Genomic DNA, 13,479 nt, shown 5'->3' on the forward strand with positions numbered 1-13,479 from the left:
CGGCCCGTACTCCAGCAAATTTGCCCGACGGTGTATCAAGGGCGACCGATAGTGTGTCCGTGGGTCGACCGCGTCGTCCGTTCGTTCGTTCCCCTGGAGGAACTGTGAGCGACTTCCTTGAACCCTCCGACGACTACTCCGACGCCCACCTCGTCGTCGACTGGCCCGACACCGATCTCGTGCGGCAGAAGCTGAGCCTGCCCGCGTTGCAGTCCCTGGTCCGGGTCGACGGTGTCGACGAGGCCCAGGAGCTCCTGGGCCTCAGCCGGTTCCGGCTGAGCAGCGTCGACGAGTCGCTGCCCGACAACGTGGTGATCGAGCAGGTCCTCGACCGGCTGCGGCAGGCGTTCCGCGACGACGGCGCCCGGGTGCCCGAGATCGACGGCAACGCGACGATGACCGGCGTCGTCGGCTATCCGCACACCAAGCCGATGGCGTTCATGTCCGATCTCGACAAGGCGTCGGCGGCGGACTTCGGGACGATTCCGGCCGGCGGTGCCGGCGCCGGCGTGCGGGTGGCGATGCTCGACACGACACTGATCCGGCACCCGCAGCTCGACGGCCACGCGTCCGCGGCGACGGAGAAAGCGCCGGTGACCGGCAAGGCGTGGGCCGGGCACGGCACGTTCGTCGCCGGGCTGATCGCCAAGCGGGCTCCGGGTTGCGAGATCGTCGTGCACGGCGTGCTCAGCGAGGAGGGCCGCGCCACCGTCTGGGACACCGCGGTCGCGCTGGCGGAGCTCGCCGACGAGCGGGTGCCGTACGACGTGATCAACCTGTCCCTCGGTTGCCGGCGCGGCGGTCCCGACGGCCCGCTGGCCCTGCGCCGCGCCGTCGAGCGCCACGCCGGGCGCAGCCTGCTGGTCGCGGCCGCGGGCAACCATGGCATGAGCGAGCAGGCCGAGCTGCCGGCGTGGCCCGCGGCGTTCCCCGGCGTCGTGGCGGTCGGTGCGACCTACCTGGACGACAGCGGTGACCGCAAGGTCGCCGAGATCACCCCGCAGCTCCCGTGGGTCGACTGTGTCGCGCTCGGCGGCGACGTCGTCTCGACCTACGTCGACGGTGAGTTCGAGGTGACCCACTTCGTCGAGGGCGCCCTCGTCACGGAGTTCATCGACTTCGACCAGTACGCGCGGTGGACCGGCACCTCGTTCGCGGCCGCGCAGGTCACCGGCGCGGTCGCGGCGGCGCGCACGGCGGGCGAGACCGCGGCCGAGGCGTTCGACCGGCTGCTCGGCGCGACCGACTCCGGCATCAGCACACCGCCTTGGCTGGTGGCCGGCCATGCGGGATGACCCGACCGTCGTCGGCCTGGTCGAGCGGGCCCGGCACGGCGACGCCGGTGCCTGGGACGCGCTGGTCGACCGCTACGCGCCGCTGGTGTGGGCGGTCTGCCGGCGCTACGGGCTGGGCGGTGCCGACGCCGAGGACGTGGCGGCCTCGGTCTGGCTGCGCCTGGTCGAGCGGCTCGGCACGATCCGCGAGCCGGCCGCGCTGCCCGGCTGGCTGGCCACCACCGTGCGGCACGAGTGCCTGGCGCTGCTGCGGTCGCGGCGGCGCCAGGTGCTGGTCGGTGACGAGGCCGGCCTGGACACCGTCGACGACCCGGCGTTCGAGGAGGTGCTGCTCACCCAGGAGCGGCACATCGCGCTGCGGGCGGCGTTCGACAACCTGCCCGAGCACTGCCGGCAGCTGCTGGCGCTGCTGTTCGACGACCCGCCGGCGCCGTACGCCCAGATCAGCAGCAGCACCGGCACACCGGTCGGCGCGATCGGTCCGACCCGCCGGCGCTGCCTCGACAAGCTGCGGAGCGACCCGGTGCTGGCCGCGGTCGCCGGAGCGGAGCAGCAGCCATGACGGACGAAGAGATCATCACGGCTCTGGCGGAGGCCCGGCGGGAGGCGGCGGAGGTGCCCGACCGGATCCGGGAGATCGGCCGGTCCGCCTTCGCCTGGCGGACCGTCGACGCGGAGCTGGCCGCCCTGTCCACCGAGTCGTTGACGGGAGCGCGGGCCGAGCAGGCCCCGGTGCGGGCGCTGACCTTCGCGGCCCGCGACCTGACCATCGAGGTCGAGGTCACCGACGACGCGCTGCACGGTCAGGTGGTGCCCCCGCGCACCGGCGAGATCGAGCTGCGCGACCGCACCGGTGTGGTCGCGGCCGCGCAGGTCGACGAGGTCGGCTGGTTCGTGCTGGGCCCGGTGCCGCGCGGCATGTTCCGGCTGCACCTGCGCGCCGGCGACACCGTCGTCGTCACCGAGTGGGTGACGATCTAGGCCAGATCCACGTCCCGGCACAGCACGTCGTCGATCGTCTCGCGGCGGACGACGACCCGGGCTGCGCCGTCGCGCACCGCGATCAGCGGCGGCCGGCCGACGAGGTTGTAGTTGGACGCCAGCGGCAGGTGGTACGCGCCCGCACCGGGCGCGGCCAGCAGGTCGCCGGGACGCAGGTCGGCCGGGAGCGGCACCGAACGGGCGAGCACGTCGCCGGCCTCGTCATGACGACCGACGATCGTGCTCGACACCGCGGGACCGGTGCCGGCCCGGCCGAGCAGGACGGCCGTGTACCGGGCGCCGTAGAGGGCCGGCCGGGGGTTGTCGCTCAGCCCTCCGTCGATGGCGACCAGCTGTGTGCCCTCCGGCTCGCGGCGAACCGCCACGACCCGGTACAGGGCCACACCGGCCCTGGCGACGACGGCCCGACCCGGCGTCACCACCAGCTCCGGTTCCGGCACGCCCTGGCGTTCGCAGGCCAGACCCAGGACCGCCCGGGCCCGACCTGCGAACGCGGCGACGGCGAAGGGGGATTCACCGTCCACGGCGGGGGCGGCGTGACCCCCGCCGATGTTGATCTCCCGAACCAGGATTCCGCTGGTACGGGCGAGCTGGCCGGCCACCGCGACCAGCCGCTGGATCGCCCGCTCGTAGCCGCCGAACCGGCTGATCTGCGAGCCGACGTAACAGTCGAGGCCGACCAGCTCGAGCTTGGGCTGGGCGACGATCCGCTTGACCAGGTCGTCGAACGCCGTGCTGGGCGCGGCGACGCCGAACCGGTCGCAGTCGTTCGGCGCGGGGAGCCCGGCGACGCCGTCGAACAGCGCGTCGTGCGAGGGCAGCACCCGGATCAGCACCTTCTGCTTCCGGGTCGCGATCGCGGCGAGCCGGGTCACCTCCGAGGCCGACTCGATGACCACCCGGCCGACCCCGTAGTCAAGAGCGGCCTGCAGGTCGGCGGGCGTCTTCGCGTCGCCGTGCAGCACGATCCGCTCGGCCGGGAACCCCACCGCAGCGGCGACGGAGAGCTGCCCCTCGGAGTAGACGCTCAGGCCCAGCCCCTCCTCCTTGACCCAGCGGAGGACGGCCCGGCTGGTCAGCGCCTTGGCCGCGTAGACGACGTGGCCGTTGCCGAAGGCCGAGCCGTACTCCCGGCAGTGGCTCCTGACCTCGTCCTCGTCGATGACGTACGCGGGTGTTCCGTGCTGCTCGGCCAGCGTGGCGAGGTCGACCCCGCCGACACTGATCGCGCCGTGCCCGGTGTGGCGGGTCGACGCCGGCCAGATCTCAGCGCACAGCCGCTGCGGCGGCAGCGAGGTGCGCAGTGACGGGATGAGATCCGAGAGGCTCATTGGTGCTCCTGGTGAGGTGCGGGTCGAACGGCCGCAGGACGAGGTGGGTCAGGGTGCGCCCGGCCCCGGCGTGGTGCCGGAGCCCGCGGACGAGACCGTCGAGCGCCGCCATGTCCTGGCACCGCACCCGCACGACGGCATCGGAATCGGCGGCGACCCACCAGGCGTCGACCACCTCCGGCCGGCGTGCCAGGTGGGCCTCCAGGCAGGGCGCGTCCTGGGTCCGGTTGAGCCAGACCAGGATGACCGCTTCGACCTCTCCGCTCATGACACCGATCGTGCGACCCCCCGCCCGCCGCGCGCACCTTCCTTGACGCCTTCGCTACGCCCAGGCCCCCGCATCTGACTCGTCCTTGACACCACCGGGCCGAGGACGCCCTCGGCCCGGTGGATCGTTTTCACCAGTCCCAGTTGAACCAGTCCCAGTTGAACCAGTCCCACGTCGTGTTGCCCATGTCGAACCCCCGTTCGATCGGATGTCGGCTTGTGCCGAGAGCCGAGTATCGGCCGCGCCGGCGGCGGTTGTCCGCATGCGTTGCGAGTTCCCGCAACGGCTCAGCCGCGCGCACCCGGCACGACCAGACCCGTCTCGTACGCCGCGACCACCGCCTGCGTGCGGTCGCGTAACCCCAGCTTGGTCAGCATCCGGCTCACGTGGGTCTTGACCGTCTCCTCCGAGACCACCAGGCGGGCCGCGATCTCCGGGTTCGACAGCCCCTCGGCCACCAGCCGCAGCACCTGCGTCTCGCGTGGCGTCAGCGCCGACAACGCGACCGGCGCCGGTGCCTGCGGGCGGTGCTGCAGCGCGAACTGCGCGATCAGCCGCCGCGTCACCGTCGGTGCCAGCAGGGCCTCGCCCGCCGCGATCACGCGTACCGCGTCGAACAGGGCCTCCGCGCGGACGTCCTTGAGCAGGAAGCCGCTCGCACCCGCGCGGATCGCGTCGTAGACGTACTCGTCCAGGTCGAACGTCGTCAGGATCAGCACCCGCGGACGCGCCGCCGTCGCGGTCAGCCGGCGGGTCGCTTCGATGCCGTCGACGCCGGGCATCCGGATGTCCATCAGCACCACGTCCGGCCGCGTCCGCCCGCAGACCTCCACCGCCGTCGCGCCGTCGGCCGCGGTGCCCACCACGGAGATGTCCGGCTGCGTGGCGAGCAGCCCCGCGAACCCGCCGCGGACCACCTCGTGGTCGTCGGCCACCACCACCCGGATCATCCGTCCTCCGAAACCGGTGCGGGCAGGGTGGCCTCGACGACGAACCCGCCGGCCGCGCCGGCCACCCCGGTGCGCAACCGCCCGCCGACCGCCGCCGCCCGCTCCCGCATGCCGCTCAAGCCATGGCCCCCGGCGTCGAGCGGACCGGCGGGTCCGGGGCCGTTGTCGCGGATCCGCACGCACACGCCCTCCGGGGTATAGGTCACCGACACGTCGACCGCGGCGCCGGGCGCGTGCCGGCGGGCGTTGGTCAGGGCTTCCTGGACGATGCGGTACGCGGCCAGCTCCACCCCCGGGTCCAGCGGCACCGGCGGCCCGCGCAGGATCAGCCGCGTCCCGGCGCCCGACGCGTCCCGCGCCTCGTCCAGCAGTGCCGCCAGCTCCCGCAGGCCCGGCTGCGGCGCCCGCTCGGCGACGGCCGGCGCGTCCGAGCGCAGCACGCCCAGCAGCCGCCGCATCTCGGTCAGTGCGGCCCGGGCCGTGCCGCCGATCGCCGCGAACCGTTCCGCGCCCGCCGGTGGGAGGGCGGGCGTCGTGAACCGCGCGTTCTCCGCCTGCACCGAGATCATCGAGATGTGGTGCGCCACCACGTCGTGCAGCTCCCTGGCGATCCGTGCCCGTTCCCCACGCGCCGTGTGCTCGACCAGCGTCCCCGCGAACGCGGACCGGGCCGCGGAGTGCGCCGCGTCGGCGCTGCCGACCCGACCGGCGAGACCGGCGAGCGCGCAGAACGGGACCAGACCGGCCAGCAGCACACCGAGCGGGTCGAAGAAGGCGAGCACGAGGTACGGCAGGCCCAACGGCACCGCGACCGCCAGCGCGCCGGACCGCCCTACCAGGTAGGCCGCGGCGAGCTGGGCCAGCACACCGGCGACGGTCCAGAGGCCGAACCCGGCCAGCGAGACCACCACGGCGGCGGTCACCACCACCGCGACCGCGGTCGGGCGGCGCGCGGCCAACGCCAACGGACCCGTCGACGCCAGCGCCAGGCACCCGACCAGCACCAGGAACGGGCCGCCGGTCACGTCCGAGGCCACGTACCGGGCCAACGCCTCGACGACGGCGGCCACCGCCAGCACGGCGGGGGCCACCCGGCGCGCGGCGGTTCCCTTCACGCTGCCATTCTGACCGCCGGCCGCGCACCGGTCGTCCCTCGTGCCAGGGACTCCGAAGATGGCTCCCACGCGGGACGACCACGGCCGCCGCGGTTCGTAGCGTGATCTGTCATGGAAGCCACCATCGAGGTCTCCGACCTGCGCAAGACCTACGGGTCGACGGTCGCGCTGGACGGGATGACGTTCACCGTCACGCCCGGCCGGGTCACCGCGTTCGTCGGGCCCAACGGCGCCGGCAAGTCCACGACCATGCGCGTCGTGCTCGGTCTCGACCGGGTCGACGCGGGCACCGCGCTGATCGGCGGCCGCCCGTACCGCAGCCTGCGCACCCCGCTGCGGCACGTCGGCGCGCTGCTCGACGCGTCCGCCCTCCACCCGGCCCGCAGCGGCCGCGACCACCTGCTCTGGCAGGCACACTCCCAGGGCCTCGGCGCGCCCCGGGTCGACGAGGTGCTCCGGCTCACCGGCCTCGCCGACGTCGGCCGGCGCCGGGCCGGCGGCTACTCGCTCGGCATGCGGCAGCGCCTCGGCGTCGCGGGGGCGCTGCTCGGCGACCCGCCGGTGCTGATGCTCGACGAGCCGTTCAACGGGCTCGACCCGGAGGGGATCCGCTGGATGCGCGGCTTCCTGCGGGCGCTCGCCGCCGAGGGCCGGGCCGTGCTGGTCTCCAGCCACCTGATGAGCGAGCTCCAGGACACCGCGGGCCACCTCGTGGTCGTCGGCCGCGGCAAGGTCGTCGCCGACACCAGCGTCGCGGACCTGATCGCCGCCGCCTCCGCCGACCGGGTCACCCTGCGCACCATCGCCCGCACCGAGGCGATGACCGCCCTGGCCGAGCGCGGCGCCACGGTCGCGGTCACGGACCGGGACACGCTGACGGTCGACGGCCTGCCCGCCGACCAGGTGGTGACCGTGCTCAGCCAGGCGAGCGTCCCGTTCTCCGAGATCTCCGCGCACCGCGCGACGCTCGAGGAGGCCTACATGGAGCTCACCCGCGACGCCGTCGAGTTCCGGGCGACGGAGGTGGCGGGATGAAGGGGCTGCTCCGGGCCGAGTTCACGAAGTTCCGGTCCGTCCGCGGTTGGGTCGTCGGGTGCGGCGTCGCCGTCGTGCTGATGCTGTTCTTCGCGGTGCTGGCCGGCGCCGGCACGAGCGACCGGGGCGGTGGCCCGCGCGGCGGCGGCGCGCCGCCCAAGGGTCCCGACGGCACGCCGGTCGTCGACGGGTTCACCTTCGTGCGGCAGCCGCTGCCCGCCGACGGCACGCTCACGGTGCGGGTGGCCGACCTGACCGGCACCGACCTGCCGCCGCCCCGCCCGGGTGACGACGGCGCGCCGCCGGCTCCGGCCGAGCCGGAGCGGCCTGGGCCGGCCGAGGCCGAGCCATGGGCAAAGGCCGGCCTGATCGTCAAGGCGGGCACGACGCCAGGGTCGCCCTACGCGGCGGTGATGGTGACGGGCGATCATGGCGTACGCATGCAGCACGACTTCGTCCACGACCTCGCCGGTCCCGCGGACGCCCGCTGGCTGCGGCTGGAGCGCAAAGGCGGGACGGTCATCGGGTACGCGTCGGCGGACGGCGCTGCCTGGACCAGGATCGGCACGGCCGCGCTGGCGACCGGGGAGGTGGAGGCCGGGCTGTTCGTCGCCACCCCGCCGCACGAGGAGTACGACCAGTTCCTGGGCGGCACCAGCAGCATCGGCGGCAAGGTGATCGCGACCGGCACGTTCGAGCACCTCACGGCCACCGGCACGACCGGCGACTGGGAGACCGAGATCGTCGGCGCCGACCCGTCAGCGGGCCGGCCGGACGTCGGCGCGACCCGCACCGGCGACGGGTTCACCGTGACCGGCACGGGCGACATCGCGCCGGCCGGCGGCGGTGCCGGGCCCAAGCTGGAGCAGACCTTGGTCGGCGGGTTCGCCGCCCTGACCGTGCTGGCCGTGCTCGGCGTCCTGTTCGTCACCACCGAGTACCGGCGCGGCCTGGTCCGCACCACGTTCACCGCGACGCCGGGCCGGGCCCGGGTGCTCGCCGCGAAGGCCGTGGTGATCGGGGCGGTCACGTTCGGCGTGGGCCTGGTGGCGTCGGCGGCGGCGCTGTTGATCGGCGAGGCGGTGCGGGGCGGCGACCCTTATCCGGTAGCCGTGTCGACCCAGGTCCGGATCGTGGTCGGCACGGCCGCGCTGCTCGCCGTCGCGGCGGTCTTCGCGGTCGCGATCGGCACGATCCTGCGGCGCGGTGCGGGCGCGGTGGCGGCGGTCGTCCTGCTGACCACTCTGCCCTACATCCTGTCGGTGGCGGCGGTGCTGCCGGCCGTACCCGCGCAATGGGTGTTGCGCCTGACCCCGGCGGCGGCGTTCGCCGTCCAGCAGACCGTGCCGGAATGGCCGCAGGTGCACCAGGCGTACACGCCGGCCTTCGGCTTCTTCCCCCTGCCGCCGTGGGGCGGGTTCGCGGTGCTCTGCGCCTGGACCGCGGCGGCCCTGGCCATCGCCGCCGTGCTGCTGCGCCGCCGGGACGCGTGATGGGCACCGCGTTGCACGCCGAGTGGACGAAGCTGCGCACCGTCGCCGGCCCGTACTGGCTGGTCGCCACGGCGGCGGTGCTGACCGCGGGCCTGAGCGCGGCGACGGTGGCCGCGGTGACCTGCGCGGACACCGGGTGTGGGCTGGACGCGCCGCGGATCGCGCTGACCGGCGTGCAGATCGGCCAGGCGGTCGTGGCGGTGCTCGCGGTCATGGTGGTCGGCGACGAGTACCGGACCGGCATGATCCGCACGACCCTGGCCGCGGTGCCGTCGCGGGTCGCCGTGCTCGCGGCCAAGGGCGTGGTCGTCGCCGGCGCCACGCTCGCCGCGGCGGTGCCGGGCGTGCTCGGAGCCTGGCTGGCCGGTCGGCTGATCATGCCGGGCCAGGGCTTCACCGCCGCGCACGGGTACGCGCCGCTGTCGCTGACCGACGGGCCGACCCTGCGGGCGGTGGCCGGGTCGGTGCTCTACCTGACGCTGGTCGCGCTGCTGAGCCTGGGCCTGGCGGCGGCGGTACGCGACGCCCCGACGGGGGTGGGCGTCGTGCTCGGCGTGCTCTACCTGGCACCGATCCTGGCCGCAGTCGTCTCGGACCCCGACTGGGAACGCCGCCTGCGGCAGATCACGCCGAGCACCGCCGGGCTGTCGGTCCAGCACACGCTCGACGTGGCGAGCCTGCCGATCGGCCCGTGGCCCGGTCTCGGGGTGCTGGCCCTGTGGGCGGCGGGTGCACTGCTGCTGGGCGGGCTGCTACTCCGTTTCCGGGACGCGTGACCGGGATCGCCACAGGAGGCCGGCGCCGAGCGCGAGCAGCGCGGCGCCGGCCACCGTCAGCGGCAGGTCCAGCGGGTCGCCGGTGGTGGCCAGGGCCGGCGGATCGGCCGGCGGCCCGCCCGGCCCCACCTGGAAGGCGCGCAGCGGGGTCGTCTCCGTGCCGTCGGTGGCGCTCAGCGTCCACCGGCCCGGGCCGAGCCTGGTCAGCACGCACGACCAGGTGCCGGCCGCGCCGGCCGACCCGCCGCAGGACGCGACGTCGATGTCCGGGCCGCTACCGGTGGCGGCGGTGACCACCACGGCGGCGCCGGGCCGGGCGGCGGCGCCGGAGACGGTGGCCGACGCGCCGTCGACGGTCACGCCGGTGACCTCGACGGCACTCGCCGCCGCGGCGGGCAGGGCGAGGGTGAGGGCGGCAGCTCCGAGGGCGACCGCCGTACGCAGCAGGATCATGTCGTGGGCACCTCGCCGGGCTCGAGCGTCGCGTGCACGACGAGCCGCTGGTCGTCGGACCACTTCGGCTCGCAGGTCGTGAGGGTGAGGGACGCCGCGGTCGCGGTGGCGTCCGGCCGGTCCGGGACGGGCGCGAGCACCTCGACCGCGGTCGGCGCGACCACCCGCGCGCCGGTCACGGTGTAGGTGAAGGTGCGGCGCCCGTAGTCGACGACCACCGCGTCGCCGGGCACGAGCCGGTCCAGGTCCCAGAAGAGCCCGCGAACCCGGTGACCGGCGACCGCGAAGTTGCCGACCGCGCCGGGCACCGCGGTCTGCGGGTAGTGGCCGGGCGCGTCCTCGATCGACGCGGCGTCGACACCCTCCACCACGGTCCAGCGCTCCCCCAGACGCGGGATGGCGAGCCGGGCGATCGGGGTGCCGGGCCGCGGCCGGACCGGCGGATCGGCCGCCAACCGGGCGCCGAGGTCGGCCTGCGCGACCGCCTTTTCGGGCCCGCGCGAGCGCGGCACGCCGGCCAGCGCGAGCAGCACGAGACCGGCGCACACCACGACTGTGCCTGTCCACCGGCGGACGCCCACACAATGGACGATAGGCGCGAAAGCCCCTCAACCAGACCAGAATCTCCGATCCGGTGCCGGCGACGCGGCGGTTAGTCGCCGCCGTCGCCGGCGTAGGTGTGGCGGAGTGTGTGGGGTGGGCTCAGCAGGCGGCGGGCGAACAGCGGGTCGATCGCGCGCAGAGCCGTCGGTCCGAACAGGGCCACCGCCAGGGCGGCGTCCGACGAGGTCACCTCCCGCCACGACGCCCGCGGCCGTGGGTGCAGGTCCGGGCGGGCGGTGCGGACCTGGCGGACCAGACGCTCGCCGGCCAGGCTGCGCCGGGTCGGGCGGATCAGCACCAGATAGATCGGCACCAGCGCCGCGAGCGCCCACCACGGCAGCGCGGCGAGCGGGACGGCCGCGGCGGCCGCGCCGACGAAGGCGAGGGTGTGTGCCGGCAGCGGTCGTAGGGCGCCCGAGAGGCCCTGCGCGACCGCCCGCGCGGCGACCTCGTCGGTGGCCTCGCGCACGTCGACCCCGTCCCGCACCCGCGGCCAATCGCGGCCGCGCCGCACCGCGTCGACCACCGATCGCTCCACATCGGACAACCGCGAGCCACCCGGGAAGCGGAACACCGCCCCGTGCGGCAGCATGTCGATCGCGCCGGTGACGCGGGCGGCGGTGAGCGCCGCCAGGGCCACCCGCCCGCGCCCGCCGGCCAGGTGGGCGACCAGGGTGTAGTCCGGTTTCGCCGCGGAGCGCCGGCCCGGCGCGGGTGCCAGCCACCGGATCAGCAGCCGCACCACGACCAAGGTCACGGCGAGCGACAGGAACGGCGGCACACGGTCAGCATGCCGCGCTCCGGCGACGGGCGGATGACGGGCGGATGTCCGTTCAGCGCAACGCCGAGCGCGGGGTGGGCTCCAGCCGCAGGAGTTGGACCGGTCCGAGGCCCAGCGTGGCGACGTGCGCGGCGAACCCGTCGAAGTCCCCGTCCAGGCGCGCGAACCAGACGAACACGTCCTCGCCCTCGCGCACCGGCAGGGCCGGGAAGTCGTTGGGCTCGTGGATCGTCTGCGCCGTGCCGAGCACCTCCACGCCCAACCGCGGGCGCACCGCGCGGTCGAACTCGGAAGCGTAGGACGACGGTCCGGCCAGCGGGCACAGGCCCGCGACCACCACCGAGCCCGGCGGCGGCGCGACGTCGCGCGACGCGCCGCCGGTGAAGGGTTGGATCCCGCGCATCAGCAGCACGTCGTCGACGTCGACCATGGTGGCGTTGGCCGCGTCCCGATGCGCCTTCCAGACCGGGCCGGAGTAGAACGCGGTCAGCGCCGCGTGCCGCACCGCCATCGTCGGGAACTCCCGCACCCAGACGAACCGCTCGGGCCGGTCGAGGTCCCGGAACTGGCCGACGATCCGCATCCCCTCGGCCTCCTGCGACTCGACGAAACGCGCGTCGAAGAGCGCCACGAGCGTGTCCCGTCCGCCAGGCACGAGCGTGTACTGCCGAAGCTCCACAATGGTCATCTTCGCGCCCTCACGTGCCGGTGGTGCTGAAGTGCTGGTAGTCCGGGTTGGCGCCGCCGACGTTCCACTTCCAGCCGACCGCCGCGAACGCCTTGACCAGGACGCCGCCCTTGACGGCCATGCCGGGGCGGTAGCGGGACCGGTCGACGTACGCGCTGCCCGCCGGCGGCAGGACCTCGTCGCCGAACAGGTACGGGTTCTCCACCGGGTTGACGTCGATCGCCTTCCCGTACGCGTGCACCGACCACGACGGCTTGCCCGACGACACCGCGTTGCGGCAGTTGAACGCCGACGTGTTGTCGGCCGCCATGGAGTCGTCGTCGCTGCCGCCGTACGCCGAGACGGGTTTGAGGCTCCGGATCGGGAAATGCTTCGCGAACAGCGTGCGGAACACCGTGGTCACGTCGGCGGCCACGTCCTTGTGCACGACGATGGCGCCGCTGTGCGGCCGCTCGTCGAAGCCCCAGTAGCTCAACCGCAGCATGCGCAGGTCGGCCGGCCCGACCGGGCAACCCGCCCGCCAGCTCTTGCCGAGCTGGGCGGCGGTCACCGGCGAGGTCTTCGCGGCGAACGCGACGGGCGCCGCCGCGGTGGTCGCCACGGGAGCGGATGCGGACGGTGCCGGCGGCGGCGGCGACCACGCAGCGGACTCGGCCGGTCGCGCAGCGCAGCCGGCCAGCGCCAGGGCCACCGCCAAAACGGTCAACCGGTAAGGTCTCGTCCGCAGCATCGTCCATACGATACGGATCGGGTCTGACGTGTACGCACTGCGGCGGTCGGCGGTCGCCCTCCTGGCAACGTTCGCACTCGCGGCATGCGGCACGGTGCCTGGCGGCGGCGAGACCGACGCCGCACCCGGAACGAGCCCGAACCCGACGGCGTCCGCCCGCGACCAGCTCGCCCGCCGCGGCGACGTGCCACTCCCCGACCGCGCCACCCGCCCGACGCCGACGAAGACAGCGACGGCCAGCCCCAAGCCGAAGACCACCACCCCCGCCAACGACGCGTCCCGGCTGCGCACGCTGCCGTCCACCACCACCCAGGTGATCGTCGTCAAGGCGAGCGGCTACGGCACCAGCAACGGCACCCTGCAGGCGTTCAGCAAGCGCAACGGCGCCTGGACGCCGGCGTTCGGCTCGATGACCGCGAAGCTCGGCACCAAGGGCTTCAAGGACAGCAAGATCGAGGGCGACCTGACCACCCCGACCGGCGTCTACGGCATCGGCGGCACGATGTACGGCATCGCCGGCAACCCCGGCGTGAAATACGGCTACCACAAGCTGGTCGCCAACGACTGGTGGAACGAGAACCCGGCCACCGACGGTTACAACTCGTTCTTCCACGGCGCCGACCCGGGCGGCGCCAGCGAGGCGCTCTGGGAGACCGACCCGCAGTACCGCTACTTCGCGGTGATCAACTACAACATTCCCGTGCGCAAGGCCGACCCGCCCCGCGGCAGCGGCATCTTCCTGCACGTGATGGTCCCGGGCCGGTCAACCGCGGGCTGCGTGGCGCTGGCCGAGTCCGATCTGGTCAAGGTGCTCCGCTGGCTCGACCCGGCCGCCAAGCCGCGCATCGTGATGGCGCCGGCGAGCGAGCTCGACCGCTACTGACGCGGCTCACTGGTCACTCTCAGCCAACTGTCAGTTTCGCCTGGTACGGTCTGCCGCACGGCCGCATTCTCCGATG

16 protein-coding genes are annotated in these 13,479 nt (G+C 74.4%); 7 read left to right on the forward strand and 9 right to left on the reverse strand.

The annotated features are described in order from the left end of the window. Positions 1-104 precede the first annotated feature (104 nt). From Air01nite_RS00470 to Air01nite_RS00480, 3 genes are read left to right on the forward strand one after another with little or no spacing between them, the layout of a single operon-like run. Positions 105-1,295, forward strand: coding sequence for a S8 family peptidase (locus Air01nite_RS00470; RefSeq protein ID WP_203699727.1), 1,191 nt, complete (start codon positions 105-107; stop codon positions 1,293-1,295). Next, the gene (locus Air01nite_RS00475; RefSeq protein ID WP_203699728.1) at positions 1,285-1,857 is read left to right on the forward strand and encodes an RNA polymerase sigma factor; all 573 of its coding nucleotides are present in this window, start codon (positions 1,285-1,287) and stop codon (positions 1,855-1,857) included. The genes Air01nite_RS00470 and Air01nite_RS00475 overlap by 11 nt, the downstream gene beginning before the upstream one ends. Beyond that, a complete protein-coding gene (locus Air01nite_RS00480; protein WP_203699729.1) occupies positions 1,854-2,276 on the forward strand; it encodes a hypothetical protein in 423 nt (140 codons plus the stop codon). Before Air01nite_RS00475 ends, Air01nite_RS00480 begins: the two co-directional genes overlap by 4 nt. Here the strand turns inward: Air01nite_RS00480 and lysA are convergent. From lysA to Air01nite_RS00500, 4 genes are all read right to left on the reverse strand, one after another. Further along, the gene (gene lysA / locus Air01nite_RS00485; protein WP_203699730.1) at positions 2,273-3,628 is read right to left on the reverse strand and encodes a diaminopimelate decarboxylase; all 1,356 of its coding nucleotides are present in this window, start codon (positions 3,626-3,628) and stop codon (positions 2,273-2,275) included. The two genes, Air01nite_RS00480 and lysA, sit on opposite strands and share 4 nt — an antisense overlap. After that, on the reverse strand, positions 3,564-3,896 hold the full coding sequence (locus tag Air01nite_RS00490; RefSeq protein ID WP_203699731.1) for an Lrp/AsnC ligand binding domain-containing protein: 333 nt from the start codon (positions 3,894-3,896) through the stop codon (positions 3,564-3,566). The genes lysA and Air01nite_RS00490 overlap by 65 nt, the downstream gene beginning before the upstream one ends. A gap of 287 nt (positions 3,897-4,183) precedes the next feature. Continuing rightward, the gene (locus Air01nite_RS00495; RefSeq protein ID WP_203699732.1) at positions 4,184-4,846 is read right to left on the reverse strand and encodes a response regulator; all 663 of its coding nucleotides are present in this window, start codon (positions 4,844-4,846) and stop codon (positions 4,184-4,186) included. Further along, positions 4,843-5,961, reverse strand: coding sequence for a sensor histidine kinase (locus Air01nite_RS00500; RefSeq protein WP_203699733.1), 1,119 nt, complete (start codon positions 5,959-5,961; stop codon positions 4,843-4,845). Before Air01nite_RS00500 ends, Air01nite_RS00495 begins: the two co-directional genes overlap by 4 nt. A 111-nt stretch (positions 5,962-6,072) precedes the next feature. Between Air01nite_RS00500 and Air01nite_RS00505 the strand changes: the two genes are divergently transcribed. The 3 genes from Air01nite_RS00505 to Air01nite_RS00515 are packed head-to-tail and all read left to right on the forward strand — an operon-like array spanning position 6,073 to position 9,265. Next, entirely contained in the window at positions 6,073-6,996 is a 924-nt protein-coding gene (locus Air01nite_RS00505) for an ABC transporter ATP-binding protein (protein ID WP_203699734.1), read from the forward strand. After that, positions 6,993-8,489: an ABC transporter permease subunit gene (locus Air01nite_RS00510; RefSeq protein WP_203699735.1), complete on the forward strand. Its 1,497-nt coding sequence runs from the start codon at positions 6,993-6,995 to the stop codon at positions 8,487-8,489. The genes Air01nite_RS00505 and Air01nite_RS00510 overlap by 4 nt, the downstream gene beginning before the upstream one ends. Beyond that, positions 8,489-9,265 carry an ABC transporter permease gene (locus tag Air01nite_RS00515; RefSeq protein ID WP_203699736.1) on the forward strand — a complete coding sequence of 259 codons (777 nt, stop codon included), beginning with the start codon at positions 8,489-8,491 and terminating at the stop codon, positions 9,263-9,265. The genes Air01nite_RS00510 and Air01nite_RS00515 overlap by 1 nt, the downstream gene beginning before the upstream one ends. Here the strand turns inward: Air01nite_RS00515 and Air01nite_RS00520 are convergent. The 5 genes from Air01nite_RS00520 to Air01nite_RS00540 all read right to left on the reverse strand — a co-directional run bounded on the left by Air01nite_RS00520 (position 9,242) and on the right by Air01nite_RS00540 (position 12,520). Continuing rightward, positions 9,242-9,718 (reverse strand): hypothetical protein, encoded by a 477-nt coding sequence (locus Air01nite_RS00520; protein ID WP_203699737.1) that lies wholly within the window; start codon positions 9,716-9,718, stop codon positions 9,242-9,244. The two genes, Air01nite_RS00515 and Air01nite_RS00520, sit on opposite strands and share 24 nt — an antisense overlap. Then, the gene (locus tag Air01nite_RS00525; RefSeq protein WP_203699738.1) at positions 9,715-10,299 is read right to left on the reverse strand and encodes a class E sortase; all 585 of its coding nucleotides are present in this window, start codon (positions 10,297-10,299) and stop codon (positions 9,715-9,717) included. The genes Air01nite_RS00520 and Air01nite_RS00525 overlap by 4 nt, the downstream gene beginning before the upstream one ends. A 71-nt stretch (positions 10,300-10,370) precedes the next feature. Beyond that, positions 10,371-11,102, reverse strand: a complete 732-nt coding sequence (locus Air01nite_RS00530) for a TIGR04222 domain-containing membrane protein (protein ID WP_203699739.1) — start codon at positions 11,100-11,102, stop codon at positions 10,371-10,373. A gap of 52 nt (positions 11,103-11,154) precedes the next feature. Then, entirely contained in the window at positions 11,155-11,790 is a 636-nt protein-coding gene (locus Air01nite_RS00535; protein ID WP_203699740.1) for an NIPSNAP family protein, read from the reverse strand. 10 nt (positions 11,791-11,800) lie between these two features. Then, positions 11,801-12,520, reverse strand: a complete 720-nt coding sequence (locus tag Air01nite_RS00540) for a M15 family metallopeptidase (RefSeq protein ID WP_203699741.1) — start codon at positions 12,518-12,520, stop codon at positions 11,801-11,803. 28 nt (positions 12,521-12,548) lie between these two features. On the opposite strand from Air01nite_RS00540, the gene Air01nite_RS00545 reads away from it, so the two are divergent. Next, positions 12,549-13,403: a L,D-transpeptidase family protein gene (locus tag Air01nite_RS00545; RefSeq protein WP_203699742.1), complete on the forward strand. Its 855-nt coding sequence runs from the start codon at positions 12,549-12,551 to the stop codon at positions 13,401-13,403. Positions 13,404-13,479: the final 76 nt, after the last annotated feature.

Origin of the sequence: Asanoa iriomotensis (genome assembly GCF_016862515.1) — a bacterium.
Classification (GTDB): Bacteria; Actinomycetota; Actinomycetes; order Mycobacteriales; family Micromonosporaceae; genus Asanoa; species Asanoa iriomotensis.

Excerpts from the sequence above, each read along its gene's own strand:
- Air01nite_RS00475 (WP_203699728.1), top strand. The coding sequence starts at position 1,285 with ATGCGGGATGACCCGACCGTCGTCGGCCTGGTCGAGCGGGCCCGGCAC.
- Air01nite_RS00480 (WP_203699729.1), top strand. The coding sequence starts at position 1,854 with ATGACGGACGAAGAGATCATCACGGCTCTGGCGGAGGCCCGGCGGGAG.
- lysA (WP_203699730.1), bottom strand. The coding sequence starts at position 3,628 with ATGAGCCTCTCGGATCTCATCCCGTCACTGCGCACCTCGCTGCCGCCG.
- Air01nite_RS00490 (WP_203699731.1), bottom strand. The coding sequence starts at position 3,896 with ATGAGCGGAGAGGTCGAAGCGGTCATCCTGGTCTGGCTCAACCGGACC.
- Air01nite_RS00495 (WP_203699732.1), bottom strand. The coding sequence starts at position 4,846 with ATGATCCGGGTGGTGGTGGCCGACGACCACGAGGTGGTCCGCGGCGGG.
- Air01nite_RS00505 (WP_203699734.1), top strand. The coding sequence starts at position 6,073 with ATGGAAGCCACCATCGAGGTCTCCGACCTGCGCAAGACCTACGGGTCG.
- Air01nite_RS00510 (WP_203699735.1), top strand. The coding sequence starts at position 6,993 with ATGAAGGGGCTGCTCCGGGCCGAGTTCACGAAGTTCCGGTCCGTCCGC.
- Air01nite_RS00515 (WP_203699736.1), top strand. The coding sequence starts at position 8,489 with ATGGGCACCGCGTTGCACGCCGAGTGGACGAAGCTGCGCACCGTCGCC.
- Air01nite_RS00520 (WP_203699737.1), bottom strand. The coding sequence starts at position 9,718 with ATGATCCTGCTGCGTACGGCGGTCGCCCTCGGAGCTGCCGCCCTCACC.
- Air01nite_RS00535 (WP_203699740.1), bottom strand. The coding sequence starts at position 11,790 with ATGACCATTGTGGAGCTTCGGCAGTACACGCTCGTGCCTGGCGGACGG.
- Air01nite_RS00540 (WP_203699741.1), bottom strand. The coding sequence starts at position 12,520 with ATGCTGCGGACGAGACCTTACCGGTTGACCGTTTTGGCGGTGGCCCTG.